At 44.0% G+C, this 13,838-nt stretch carries 6 protein-coding genes; 5 read left to right on the plus strand and 1 reads right to left on the minus strand.

The window, feature by feature from the left end:
* Positions 1–89: 89 nt before the first annotated feature.
* The 4 genes from purL to GD630_RS19015 all read left to right on the plus strand — a co-directional run bounded on the left by purL (position 90) and on the right by GD630_RS19015 (position 9,261).
* Positions 90–3,794, plus strand: a complete 3,705-nt coding sequence (gene purL, locus GD630_RS19000) for a phosphoribosylformylglycinamidine synthase (protein ID WP_143866626.1) — start codon at positions 90–92, stop codon at positions 3,792–3,794.
* A 288-nt stretch (positions 3,795–4,082) separates the two neighbouring features.
* Complete coding sequence (locus GD630_RS19005) at positions 4,083–8,105, plus strand: hybrid sensor histidine kinase/response regulator transcription factor (protein ID WP_143866623.1); 4,023 nt, start codon at positions 4,083–4,085, stop codon at positions 8,103–8,105.
* The gene (locus tag GD630_RS19010; protein ID WP_007758608.1) at positions 8,102–8,650 is read left to right on the plus strand and encodes a chromate transporter; all 549 of its coding nucleotides are present in this window, start codon (positions 8,102–8,104) and stop codon (positions 8,648–8,650) included. Before GD630_RS19005 ends, GD630_RS19010 begins: the two co-directional genes overlap by 4 nt.
* 62 nt (positions 8,651–8,712) lie before the next feature.
* Positions 8,713–9,261: a chromate transporter gene (locus GD630_RS19015; RefSeq protein ID WP_007758052.1), complete on the plus strand. Its 549-nt coding sequence runs from the start codon at positions 8,713–8,715 to the stop codon at positions 9,259–9,261.
* On the opposite strand, the gene GD630_RS19020 is transcribed toward GD630_RS19015, so the two are convergent.
* Positions 9,258–10,844, minus strand: coding sequence for a glycoside hydrolase family 10 protein (locus GD630_RS19020; protein ID WP_182505663.1), 1,587 nt, complete (start codon positions 10,842–10,844; stop codon positions 9,258–9,260). The two genes, GD630_RS19015 and GD630_RS19020, sit on opposite strands and share 4 nt — an antisense overlap.
* A 16-nt stretch (positions 10,845–10,860) precedes the next feature.
* Here GD630_RS19020 and uvrA point away from each other — a divergent pair, with 16 nt between their 5' ends.
* Positions 10,861–13,632 (plus strand): excinuclease ABC subunit UvrA, encoded by a 2,772-nt coding sequence (gene uvrA, locus GD630_RS19025; RefSeq protein WP_143866621.1) that lies wholly within the window; start codon positions 10,861–10,863, stop codon positions 13,630–13,632.
* Positions 13,633–13,838 lie beyond the last annotated feature (206 nt).

Below are 13,838 nucleotides of genomic sequence, written 5' to 3' on the forward strand. Positions count from 1 at the left end.
ATCTTCCTTTTTTTTTTCACCACCAATGAAATTCCTTATCTTTGCACCACAGAAAAAAATAGCAAATCATAAAATCATATATATAAGACATGATTCTTTTTTTCAGAACCCCTTCCAAGAGCGTGATTGCCGTAGAGAGCAACCATCAGCTCACCCCTGACGAAAGTAATAAACTCTGCTGGCTTTTTGGCGAAGCCGTGATGGAAAGTGAAGAAAACCTGAAAGGCTGTTTCGTTGGTCCGCGCCGCGAAATGATCACTCCTTGGAGTACAAACGCTGTAGAAATCACCCAAAATATGGGGATTGAAGGCATCAGCCGCATCGAGGAATACTTCCCTGTTAAGGACGAAAATGCCGATCATGACCCGATGCTCCAACGTATGTACAAAGGACTCGACCAGAACGTATTCACAACCAACCGTCAGCCGGAGCCGATCATTTACATCGAAGATCTCGAAGTGTATAACGAAAAAGAAGGCCTGGCACTTTCTAAAGAAGAAATGGACTACCTGAAGAAAGTAGAAAACGATCTCGGCCGTAAATTAACCGACTCTGAAGTTTTCGGTTTTGCACAAATCAACTCCGAACACTGCCGCCACAAAATTTTCGGCGGAACGTTCATCATCGACGGTGTAGAACAAGAATCTTCCCTGTTCCAGATGATCAAAAAGACCACACAGGAAAATCCGAACAAAATCATCTCCGCTTATAAAGATAATGTAGCCTTCGCTGAAGGTCCGGTTGTGGAACAGTTTGCTCCGGCAGATCACTCCAAACCTGATTATTTCCAAATAAAGGATATCAAAAGCGTTATCTCACTGAAAGCGGAAACACATAATTTCCCGACAACCGTAGAACCGTTCAATGGCGCATCTACCGGTACAGGAGGTGAAATCCGCGACCGTATGGGTGGTGGTAAAGGCTCTTGGCCGATTGCAGGTACTGCTGTCTACATGACTTCTTACCCGCGCACGGAAGAAGGACGCGAATGGGAAGAAATCCTTCCGGTACGCAAATGGCTGTACCAGACTCCCGAACAGATTCTTATCAAGGCTTCCAATGGTGCTTCCGACTTTGGCAACAAGTTCGGTCAACCGTTAATCTGCGGTTCGGTGCTGACTTTCGAGCACACAGAAAATAAGGAAGTTTATGGTTACGACAAAGTAATCATGCTTGCCGGTGGTGTAGGCTACGGTACACAACGCGACTGCTTGAAGGGAGCTCCCGAAGCAGGAAATAAAGTTGTGGTCATCGGTGGTGATAACTATCGTATCGGACTGGGTGGCGGTTCTGTTTCTTCTGTCGATACAGGCCGTTACAGCAGTGGCATCGAGTTGAATGCAGTACAACGCGCCAACGCCGAAATGCAAAAACGTGCCAATAACGTAGTACGCGCTCTTTGCGAAGAAGACGTGAATCCGGTAGTTTCTATCCACGACCACGGTTCGGCCGGACACGTCAACTGCCTGTCCGAATTGGTAGAAGAATGCGGTGGATTGATCGACATGAGCAAATTGCCTATCGGCGACAAGACATTATCAGCCAAAGAAATCATCGCTAATGAAAGTCAGGAACGTATGGGGCTGTTGATAAAAGAAGAAGCAATCGAACACGTACGTAAGATTGCCGAACGTGAACGTGCTCCGATGTACGTAGTCGGTGAAACAACCGGTGATCATCGTTTCGCTTTCCAACAAGCTGACGGCGTGCGTCCGTTCGACCTTGCCGTAGAACAGATGTTCGGTTCTTCTCCCAAGACATACATGATAGACAAAACAGTGGAACGTCATTATGAAATGCCGAAATATGAATTGTCTAAACTTCATGAATATCTGACGAATGTATTGCAGCTTGAAGCTGTAGCTTGCAAAGACTGGTTGACGAATAAAGTAGACCGTTCGGTAACAGGTAAAGTAGCTCGTCAGCAATGTCAGGGTGAACTTCAGTTACCGTTGAGCGACTGTGGTGTCGTAGCACTCGACTACCGTGGCGAGAAAGGTATCGCTACCTCTATCGGTCATGCTCCGCAAGCCGCATTAGCCGATCCGGCTGCCGGCTCTATCCTTTCCGTATCCGAAGCATTGACCAACCTTGTTTGGGCTCCGATGGCGGAAGGCATGGACAGCATTTCTCTGTCTGCCAACTGGATGTGGCCTTGCCGCTCTCAAGAAGGTGAGGATGCCCGCCTTTACACAGCTGTTAAAGCATTGAGCGACTTCTGCTGTGCGCTGCAGATCAATGTTCCTACCGGAAAAGACTCTCTGTCTATGACACAGAAATATCCTAACGGTGAGAAAGTTATTTCTCCGGGAACAGTGATTGTTTCTGCAGGCGGCGAAGTTTCCGACGTGAAGAAAGTTGTATCTCCGGTATTGGTTAACAATGAAAAGACTACACTTTATCATATCGACTTCAGCTTCGACGAACTGAAACTGGGTGGTTCGGCTTTCGCCCAATCTCTGGGTAAGGTAGGCGATGATGTACCTTGCGTACAGGACGCTGAATATTTCCGCGATGCATTCCTTGCCGTACAGGAACTTGTCAACAAAGGACTGATTCTTGCAGGACACGATATATCTGCCGGTGGTTTGATTACCACATTGCTCGAAATGTGTTTCTCTAACGTAGAAGGCGGTATGGAAATCAGCCTTGACAATATGAAGGAACAGGATATCGTTAAGATTCTGTTTGCAGAAAATCCGGGTATCGTTATCCAGATCAGCGACAAGCATAAGAATGAAGTGAAGAAGATTCTGGAAGATGCAGGTATAGGTTTCGTGAAATTGGGTAAACCGACTGACGAACGTCACATTCTGGTATCCAAGGACGATGCTACCTACCAATTCGGCATCGATTATATGCGTGATGTCTGGTATTCTTCCTCTTACCTGCTCGACCGCAAACAGTCTATGAACGGTTGCGCCAAGAAACGTTTCGAGAACTACAAGATGCAACCTGTAGAATTCGCATTTATGCCAGAGTTCAAAGGTAAGTTTTCTCAATATGGCATTACTCCGGACCGTCGTACTCCAAGCGGTATCCGTGCCGCCATCATCCGTGAAAAGGGTACAAATGGCGAACGTGAAATGGCTTATTCACTCTACTTGGCAGGCTTCGATGTGAAAGACGTTACAATGACCGACCTTATCAGTGGACGTGAAACACTGGAAGATGTAAACATGATTGTTTACTGTGGTGGTTTCTCCAACTCTGATGTGCTTGGTTCTGCCAAAGGATGGGCGGGTGCATTCTTGTTCAATCCTAAAGCAAAAGAAGCATTGGATAAATATTATGCACGTGAAGATACCTTATCATTGGGTGTTTGCAACGGTTGTCAGTTGATGATGGAGCTCAACCTTATCAATCCTGAACTGGAGAAAAAAGGCAAGATGTTGCACAACAATTCACATAAATTTGAGTCACGCTTCCTCGGCCTTACCATACCGACAAACCGCAGTGTAATGTTCGGTTCTCTAAGTGGTAGCAAACTAGGTATTTGGGTGGCCCATGGTGAAGGAAAGTTCTCTTTGCCATACGATGAGGATAAATATAATGTAGTAGCGAAGTATAGCTATGATGAATATCCGGCTAACCCGAACGGTTCCGACTATTCTGTCGCAGCATTGGCTAGTGCAGACGGCCGTCACCTGGCTATCATGCCCCACTTGGAACGTTCTATCTTCCCGTGGCAAAACGGTTGTTATCCTACCGACCGCAAAAACAGCGATCAGGTAACTCCGTGGATAGAAGCATTTGTCAATGCCCGTAAGTGGATTGAGACAAAAATGAAATAAACAATCCTTTAAGATTTTATTCCACAAAGAGAGTGTGTCATTTTATGATACACTCTCTTTGTCTTTTTCTCTTCCTGCTTCCCCTATCTAACCTAATTCCTGTTTTCTGCAACTTAAATTCCTGAAATAAACAACATATACAAACAGCGATAGAATAACTGATCCGCCAGTTATTTGGGATCCACGTTATCTTCATCCAAAATTTTGTTATATCGAAAATTCTTCCTAATTTTGTCAAACTTTTCCCCTCTATAATAAGATTCAATAACCCTTAAAAGTCCTATTCATATGAAAAAATGGATTTTTCTATTATTATTGTTTCCTCTAACCTGTGTCGCTCAGACGTATCAATATCTTGGAGTGGAAGATGGGTTAAGCAATCGGCGAGTTTACTGCATTCAGAAAGACAGGATCGGTTATATGTGGTTCCTCACTCACGAAGGAATCGACCGTTATAACGGCAAAGAGTTCAAACAATATAAACTGATGGATGGTGACATAGAAGTAAATTCTCTGTTAAACCTCAACTGGCTATACATCGACCAAGAAGGAGTACTATGGGAAATCGGGAAAAAAGGAAAGATATTCCGATACGATGAGCTTCACGATACCTTCGAACTCGTCTATAAGCTACCGATAGAAAACTTTCGCGATTTGCCTGCTCCTATCAGCTTTGCATGGCTTGACGAAAACAAACAAATCTGGCTATGCAATGAAGAAACAATCTTCCTCTACAACACAGCTACCGGCCAGATCGGTCACATAAAGAATAAAATAAAAGAAGAAATCACAGATATCGAACAAATAGATAAATCTCATTTCTTTATTGGCACGGAAAGGGGCGTTCACTATGCCAAACTGGAAAACAACACTTTGGAACTTATCGACTGTGACAAATTGGAAAATCAAAAAGTTCAAGTCATCGATCTCTATTTTGATAGAAAAATCGGGAAACTATTTATCGGAACTTTCCAACGGGGAATTCTCGTTTACGACATGAGTATCAAATCCGTCACACAGCCGGAACACAATTTGAAAGATATCAGCATCACGCAATTCAAGCCTCTGAATGACAAAGAATTGCTAGTAGCCACGGACGGAGGAGGAGTTCATAAAATAAATACTGAAAACTACCTGCTGGAGCCTTATATCATCACAGACTACAATAGCAATAATGGCATGAACGGCAACAGTATCAATGACATTTATATAGACGATGGAGAACGCATCTGGCTGGCAAACTACCCTATTGGGATTACAATACGGAATAACCGTTACCCCAGCTACAAATGGATCAAGCATTCCATAGGCAACAAACAATCTTTAATCAACGACCAAGTAAATGCAGTCATTGAGGACAGAGACGGAGATTTGTGGTTCGCGACAAACAATGGTATCAGCCTCTTCAATTCAAAGACCGGACAATGGAGTTCGGTTCTCAGCTCTTTTGAAAAACCGCAGGCAAACAACAGTCACATCTTCCTTACCCTCTGCGAAGTATCTCCCGGCACAATCTGGGCAGGAGGATATTCCTCCGGAGTATACCAAATAGACAAGAAGTCTCTACAAATCAGCTATTTCATGCCACCGCTATATAGCGAAGGTGTCATGCGACCGGACAAGTATATCCGCGATATCCGTATGGACTCACAAGGATATATCTGGTCAGGTGGATTCTACAACTTAAAACGTATCAACCTGAAAACGCAGAATGTACGGCTTTATCAAGGACTGAACTCCATTACCGCCATTACTGAGAAAGATGCCAATAGTATGTGGATAGGTAGTGCAACAGGACTATATCTTCTAGATAAAGAATCCGGAAAATTCGAGCATATCAAACTTCCGGTGGAATCTACCTATATCTATTCTTTATATCAAGCCAAGAACGGTTCGTTATATATCGGGACGAGTGGTTCGGGGTTGTTAATCTACGACTTTGCCCAAAAGTTATTCACTCATTACAACTCGGAGAATTGCGCTCTGATATCCAACAATATCTACACCATATTATCGGATGCGGACAAAGAGATACTGATGGGGACAGAAAGCGGATTAACGAGTTTTTATCCACAACAGAAGAAGTTTTATAATTGGACAAAAGATATGGGATTAATGACTACGCATTTCAATGCGCTGTCAGGTGTTTTACGCAAAAACAACCACTTTGTTTTTGGTAGCTCGGAAGGGGCTGTCGAGTTTCATAAAGACATGAAATTGCCTAGAGATTACTCTTCCAAAATAATTTTCAGTGATTTCAAACTCTTTTATCAGACTATTTATCCGGGAGACAAACACTCTCCGCTAAAAGAGAGTATCAATGATATCAAAACATTGGAACTGGGATATAATCAGAACATTTTCTCTTTACAAGTTTCTTCCATCAACTACGACTACCCTTCTAATATTCTATATTCCTGGAAGCTAGACGGATTCTATGAAGAATGGAGCAAACCCGGAGCCGAAAACACGATACGCTATACCAATCTCGCACCCGGAGAATATACCTTAAGGGTACGTGCCATTTCTAATGAAGACAAACGCGTCGTTATTGAAGAAAGAAGCATCGATATTATTATTGACCAGCCGTTTTGGTTAACATTCTGGGCTATGTTGTTTTATGCAGGTATCCTATTTCTCATAGCTTCCGTCTTATTGCGTATTATAATTTTAAGAAAACAACGTAAGGTCTCTGATGAAAAAATACATTTCTTTATCAATACGGCACATGATATCCGTACTCCATTGACACTGATCAAAGCACCTTTGGAAGAACTCCGCGAAAAAGAAGAACTAAGCAAAGAAGGAGTTTCTAATATGAATACGGCTTTGCGTAATGTGAATGCACTACTGCGCCTCACGACCAATCTTATCAATTTCGAAAGGGCAGATGTATATTCTTCCGAGCTGTATATTTCGGAGCATGAACTAAATACATTTATGAACGAAATATATGGCGCATTCCAGCAATATGCCAATATCAAACATATTAACTTCACCTACGAGAGTAATTTCAGATACGTGAATGTGTGGTTCGACAAGGAAAAGATGGAATCCATCCTCAAAAACGTCATTTCGAACGCATTGAAGTATACACCGGAAAATGGCAGTGTACAAATCTTTGTTTCAGAAGCTGAGGATTCGTGGAGCGTGGAAGTTAGCGATACGGGAATCGGAATTCCTGCCAATGAGCAAAAGAAACTGTTCAAACTGCATTTCCGTGGCAGTAACACGATCAACTCAAAAGTGACGGGCAGTGGTATCGGACTTATGCTAGTCTGGAAATTAGTCCGGTTGCATAAAGGAAAGATAAATTTGTCAAGTATCGAAAATCAGGGATCAATCATCAAGATAACTTTCCCGAAAGACAGCAAACGTTACCGCAAAGCACACTTGGCAACGCCAAACAAACAGCGTCCGGAAACAAAAAGCAGCAACAACATTCCACTCCCGGCACCTGAAATTTACGAGAATCCACAAAAGAAAGAAAAGAAAGAAAAAAGCCAACGTATTCTGATTGTGGAAGATAATGACGAATTACGCAATTATCTGTCACAAACATTATCCGAAGACTACCTCATTCAAGTATGTTCCAACGGAAAAGAAGCATTGACCGTCATTCCCGAATATAAGCCGGATCTGGTTATCTCGGACATTATGATGCCGGAAATGCGAGGTGACGAGCTATGTCAGGCTATCAAAAGCAATATCGAAACCTCGCATATCCCCGTTATCTTATTGACCGCACTGAATAATGAGAAAGATATTCTTTCCGGATTGCGGATCGGGGCAGATGAATATGTGTTAAAGCCATTCAATATCGGCATATTGAAAGCAACCATCTCAAACTTGTTGGCTAATCGCGCACTTCTACGCAACAAATATGCCAGCCTGAATCCGGAAGATGAAGAGAATGATGATGAAGAAGAATACATCAACTACTCTCAGGACATCGACTGGCAGTTCATAGCAGATGTCAGAAAGAATATAAAAGACAACATTGACAACTCTGCGCTCACAGTAGATGTACTCGCCAGCCTGATGGGCATGAGCCGTACTAGTTTTTATAACAAGCTGAAAGCGCTTACCGACCAGTCACCGGGTGACTACATCCGGCTGATTCGCCTGAAACATGCCATAAAGTTATTAAAAGAAAATGTACATAATATAACTGAAATATCCGAAATGACAGGATTCAATGATGTCAAGTATTTCCGTGAAGTATTCAAGAAACACTATAACGTGAGTCCCAGCCAATACTTTAAGGAGAAAAAAGAAGACAACAAGGAAGGAGGAGAAAACGAAGAATGAACATATATCTCGAATCATTTGGAATCTTTTTTAAAATAGGCGCCTTCACCATCGGAGGAGGATACGCAATGGTGCCATTGATTGAAAATGAAATCGTAACCAAACGGAAATGGATTGCACAGGACGACTTCATCGACCTGCTAGCCATCTCTCAATCCGCTCCCGGCATTTTGGCAGTCAACATATCCATCTTTATAGGATACAAATTGCGCGGTATACGGGGAAGTATTGTTACGGCACTGGGAACGATTCTGCCATCTTTCATTATCATATTGGCCATCGCCCTATTTTTCCACAACTTCAAAGATAATCCGATAGTGGAACGGATATTCAAAGGAATCCGCCCAGCAGTAGTGGCGCTTATCGCCGCACCTACGTTTACTATGGGACGGTCTGCAAAAATCAATCGTTACAATCTGTGGATTCCGGTTGTATCGGCACTACTTATCTGGCTATTAGGCTTCTCGCCTATCTGGATTATCATAGCTGCAGGTGTAGGAGGCTTCCTTTGGGGAAAGTTAAAGAAGTTGAGAGGTGAGAGTTGAGAAGTGAGAGTGAGGGAGGCATGTACTATGTACTATTTATTATTTGTTCTAAATAAAAAGAGATGATATATATTCAGTTGTTTTATACGTTTTTCAAGATTGGACTCTTCGGTTTCGGAGGAGGATATGCAATGCTTTCCATGATTCAAGGGGAAGTCGTTACCCGTTATGGATGGGTAAGTTCGCAAGAATTCACAGATATTGTCGCGATCAGCCAAATGACACCGGGACCTATCGGAATTAACGCTGCTACTTATGTGGGATTCACTTCCACAGGCAGTATCTGGGGTTCTATCATTGCAACCTTCGCCGTAGTCCTTCCCTCCTTTATCTTAATGCTGACTATCAGCAGATTTTTTCTGAAATATCAGAAACACCCGGTAGTGGAATCAATCTTCAACGGACTACGACCAGCAGTCGTAGGACTACTGGCCTCTGCCGCATTGGTATTAATGAATGTAGAAAACTTTGGCTCACCTACAAAAGATACCTATACATTTGTTATCAGTATCATCATCTTCCTGATTGCTTTTATCGGAACGAGAAAATACAAGGCCAATCCGATTCTGATGATTATCGCTTGCGGTATTGCAGGATTGCTGCTCTATTAAAGCTTTACCTTTTTACTTACGGACTTCGATTCATTATGTAGACGGTCCAAAGCCGTTACCACATAGCGATGTTTTGTTTTCCCTGTCTCGTATGGAAGTTTGTAGAAAGGATTACTGGTGATGGCTACAATATGCGAAGGATCGTCAAGGTTCACCTTCTCTTTTCCGCTGAAGCGGTAAACCACATACCGCACCGCTTTATCCATTTCCGTTTCCGCTTTCGGAGCAGTCCAGAAAAGAACATAGCCGTCTTCTGTCCACACTTTCTTCATTTTGCGTACTTTGCCCGGAGCCTTGTCGTCCATAAAATCGAAGACGGGAATCAAAGCAGGATATTTATGATACTCGCTCACTAAAGCATCACGGTATCGGCCTTGATTTTCAACAACGGCTGAAGCATACCATTGACAACTGCCGCCAATCGTCTGATAAGCACGTTGTAAGGCCATTTTTCGCGGGAGCTGATTGATGGAAGGATTCTTCGGATCAGCATGTTGGATCGTATTCGGTACCGACTGACCGATAAATAACGGACGGTTCTCCGAATGCGTAGCCCACCATTTCACTAAAGTCTCATAGTCGGCAGCCTTATGACCTATTTCCCAATAAATCTGTGGGATATTATAATCAATCCATCCTTCACGCGCCCAAAGCAACACATCGGCATACAGGTCATCATAATTCTGCAAACCATTGGTATCACTGCCCAACGGATCACTCTTCTGATTACGGTAAATGCCGAAAGGACTGATACCGAACTTTACCCACGGCTTTACGGCACGGATTGTCTCATGAAGCTTTTTAATCAGCACATTGACATTACTACGACGCCAATCGGCCTTATTCGTAAAACCACCGCCATAACAGGCAAAGCTCGCGTCATCCGGAAAGTCCATTCCCTTCACGGGATAAGGATAGAAATAATCGTCCATGTGGATAGCATCCACATCATAACGGGACACGATATCGGTCACGATTTTACAAATATAGTCCCGACTTTCAGGAAGTGCCGGATCGAAATACAGCTGATCGCCATACGTAACAAACCATTCCGGATGTTGATGATAAATATGTTCCGGCGCCAACTGATTTTTCAGCGAAGTCTTCACCCGGTAAGGATTGATCCAGGCATGAAACTCCATATTCCGTTTCCGGCACTCTTCAATCATAAATTGCATCGGGTCCCACATAGGAGAAGGTATCTGCCCCTGCGTCCCTGTCAGGAAACGGCTCCACGGTTCATGCTGCGAAGCATACAACGCATCCGCTTCGGGACGCACCTGGAAAATAATGGCATTGATACCTGCCCCTTGAAGAGAATTCAATTGATCAATCAACGTTTGTTTCAGCTTCCCGGTAGGAATACCTTTGAACTGCCCGTTGACAGCTTGTATCCACGCTCCACGAAATTCACGTTTGGGATATTTATTGCCGGATGGCACTTGTGCCCTCACTCCTACCACCAGAAGAAGAGCGAAAAGTAAAAGATAGTTTTTCAGCTTCATAATATTCTTAAATCGTAATAATGTGACGCAAAGATAATACAAACTCCCGATAAATTCGCTAACTTTGCCGACTACCATAAAAAAGGAGTATTTTATGTCAGAAAACAACTATATTTCGATCAAAGGTGCACGAGTCAACAACCTTAAAAACATCGATGTAGATATACCCCGCAACAAACTTGTTGTAATCACCGGATTATCGGGTTCCGGTAAATCTTCCCTCGCTTTTGACACTCTCTATGCAGAGGGACAACGCCGCTATGTGGAAAGCCTGAGCAGCTATGCCCGTCAGTTCTTGGGACGAATGAGTAAACCGGAATGCGACTTTATCAAAGGCATTCCACCCGCCATTGCCATCGAACAGAAAGTGAACAGCCGCAACCCACGCTCTACGGTAGGTACTTCGACCGAAATTTACGAATATCTTCGCTTGCTCTATTCACGCGTAGGAAAGACATTCAGTCCCATTAGCGGACAAGAGGTGAAGAAACATTCGACAGAAGATATCGTCAACTGTATGCTTACGTATCCGGAAGGGACGAGATACACCGTATTGACACCCATCCGTCTGCGTGAAGACCGTACCTTGCAACAACAATTGGAAATAGACCTGAAACAGGGATTCAACCGTATCGAAGTGAACGGTGAGATGAAACGTATAGATGAATATACCCCTGTGGCAGGTGACGAAGTTTATCTGCTGGTAGACCGCATGACAGTAGGCAATAGTAAAGACTCCATCAGCCGACTGACAGACTCCGCCGAAACAGCAATGTACGAAGGCGACGGAACTTGTCTGCTACGTTTTTATCCGGCAGACGGAACTACGAAACTACATACTTTCAGTACTAAATTCGAAGCAGACGGCATCACTTTTGAAGAGCCGAACGACCAAATGTTCTCGTTCAACTCTCCTATCGGCGCTTGCCCCACCTGCGAAGGATTCGGAAAAGTCATCGGCATTGACGAGCATTTGGTCGTGCCTGATCGCTCTTTATCAGTTTATGAAGGAGCTATCGTATGCTGGCGCGGTGAGAAAATGGGCGAATGGAAAGAAGAACTGATTCATAATGCGGATAAGTTTGATTTTCCGATTTTCACACCTTATTATGAGTTGACGGACGAGCAACGCCGGATACTTTGGGAAGGTAACCAATACTTTCATGGCATTAATGATTTCTTCAAAATGCTGGAAGAAAACCAGTACAAAATACAATATCGGGTAATGCTTGCACGTTATCGCGGCAAGACGCTCTGTCCGCAATGTCACGGCACACGCCTGAAGCCCGAAGCCGGTTATGTACGGGTAGGCGGAAAGAACATTTCTGAATTGGTGGATTTGCCCATCACTGAACTCAAGCAATTCTTTGATAACTTAAAGCTTAGCGAGCACGACAGCAATGTAGCACGACGAATCCTTGTCGAAATCAACAGCCGCATCCGTTTTCTTATTGACGTAGGGTTGGGATATCTTACCTTGAATCGTCTCAGCAACTCTTTATCGGGAGGAGAAAGCCAGCGCATCAATCTGGCAACTTCATTGGGCAGCAGTCTGGTAGGCAGCCTTTATATCCTCGACGAGCCAAGTATAGGATTACACAGTCGTGACACCGACCGTTTGATTTATGTACTGCGCCAGCTGCAACAGTTAGGCAACACGGTAGTGGTCGTCGAACATGATGAAGAAATCATCCGTGCCGCAGACTACATTATCGACATCGGTCCTAATGCCGGGCGTTTGGGGGGCGAAGTCGTTTATCAAGGGGATATGAAAGACCTAAAGAAAGGAAGCAACAGCCACACGGTACGCTACCTTTTGGGAGAAGAAGAAATCCCAGTCCCTGCACATCGCCGTCCGTGGAATAACTACATCGAATTGAAAGGAGCACGCGAGAATAACCTGAAAGGGGTAAACGTACGTTTCCCGCTCAATGTGATGACGGTAGTCACCGGAGTTTCCGGTTCCGGTAAGAGTACGCTCGTCCGGGATATTTTCTATCGGGCACTGAAACGTGAATTAGACGAATGCAGTGACCGTCCGGGAGAGTTCTCATCTATCGGGGGCAGTTTGCGCGACCTGCGGAATGTAGAGTTTGTAGATCAGAATCCGATCGGCAAATCCTCCCGTTCCAACCCCGTGACTTATATCAAGGCTTACGATGAAATCCGCAAGCTCTGGGCCGAGCAGCCGCTAGCCAAACAAATGGGCTACACAGCCGGATTCTTCAGTTTCAATAGTGAGGGTGGCCGTTGCGAAGAGTGCAAGGGGGATGGAACCATCACTGTGGAAATGCAATTTATGGCAGACTTAGTGTTGGAATGCGAATCCTGTCACGGAAAACGTTTCAAGTCCGACACACTGGAAGTGAAGTTCCACGATAAAAGTATCTATGATGTATTGGAGATGACCGTAAACCAAGCTATTGAGTTTTTCAACGAACACGGACAGAAGAAAATAGTAAAGAAGTTGCTTCCATTACAGGATGTCGGATTGGGATATATCAAATTGGGACAGTCCTCATCCACTCTTTCCGGCGGTGAGAACCAACGCGTGAAACTGGCTTTCTATCTGAGCCAGGAAAAAGCGGACCCTACCCTGTTTATCTTTGACGAGCCGACCACAGGCCTACATTTCCATGATATCCGGAAACTATTGGACGCCTTTGATGCACTGATTCGTCGCGGACATAGTATCGTAATCATCGAGCATAACATGGATGTCATCAAATGTGCTGATTATGTAATTGATCTCGGCCCTGAGGGCGGTGATAAGGGAGGAAATATCGTAGCAGTAGGGACTCCCGAAGAGGTAGCCGCTTGTGGAGCCAGCTATACGGGACAGTTCTTGAAAGAAAAGCTCAGTTAACGAATTCGGTCTCCTCTACAATAAATTAAAAGAAAGATTTGCTGTCACCTGTCACAGATTATCACTTAATAATCTGATTATTAAATGATAATGACGTGACGGCAGCAAGTGACAAGACTGTGACGGCAATCATACCGTCACGCAGAGATACAATACCCACACACTTTATGCTTTACAGTTTCCAACAGCGGGAACTAGTGTTTCGA

Origin of the sequence: Bacteroides zhangwenhongii, assembly GCF_009193325.2 — a bacterium.
GTDB lineage: Bacteria > Bacteroidota > Bacteroidia > Bacteroidales > Bacteroidaceae > Bacteroides > Bacteroides zhangwenhongii.

What these genes read in the sequence shown, in the direction of transcription:
- GD630_RS19015 (WP_007758052.1), top strand. Translation starts at nt 8,713, where the DNA reads ATGATATATATTCAGTTGTTTTATACGTTTTTCAAGATTGGACTCTTC.
- GD630_RS19010 (WP_007758608.1), top strand. Translation starts at nt 8,102, where the DNA reads ATGAACATATATCTCGAATCATTTGGAATCTTTTTTAAAATAGGCGCC.
- purL (WP_143866626.1), top strand. Translation starts at nt 90, where the DNA reads ATGATTCTTTTTTTCAGAACCCCTTCCAAGAGCGTGATTGCCGTAGAG.
- uvrA (WP_143866621.1), top strand. Translation starts at nt 10,861, where the DNA reads ATGTCAGAAAACAACTATATTTCGATCAAAGGTGCACGAGTCAACAAC.
- GD630_RS19005 (WP_143866623.1), top strand. Translation starts at nt 4,083, where the DNA reads ATGAAAAAATGGATTTTTCTATTATTATTGTTTCCTCTAACCTGTGTC.
- GD630_RS19020 (WP_182505663.1), bottom strand. Translation starts at nt 10,844, where the DNA reads ATGGTAGTCGGCAAAGTTAGCGAATTTATCGGGAGTTTGTATTATCTT.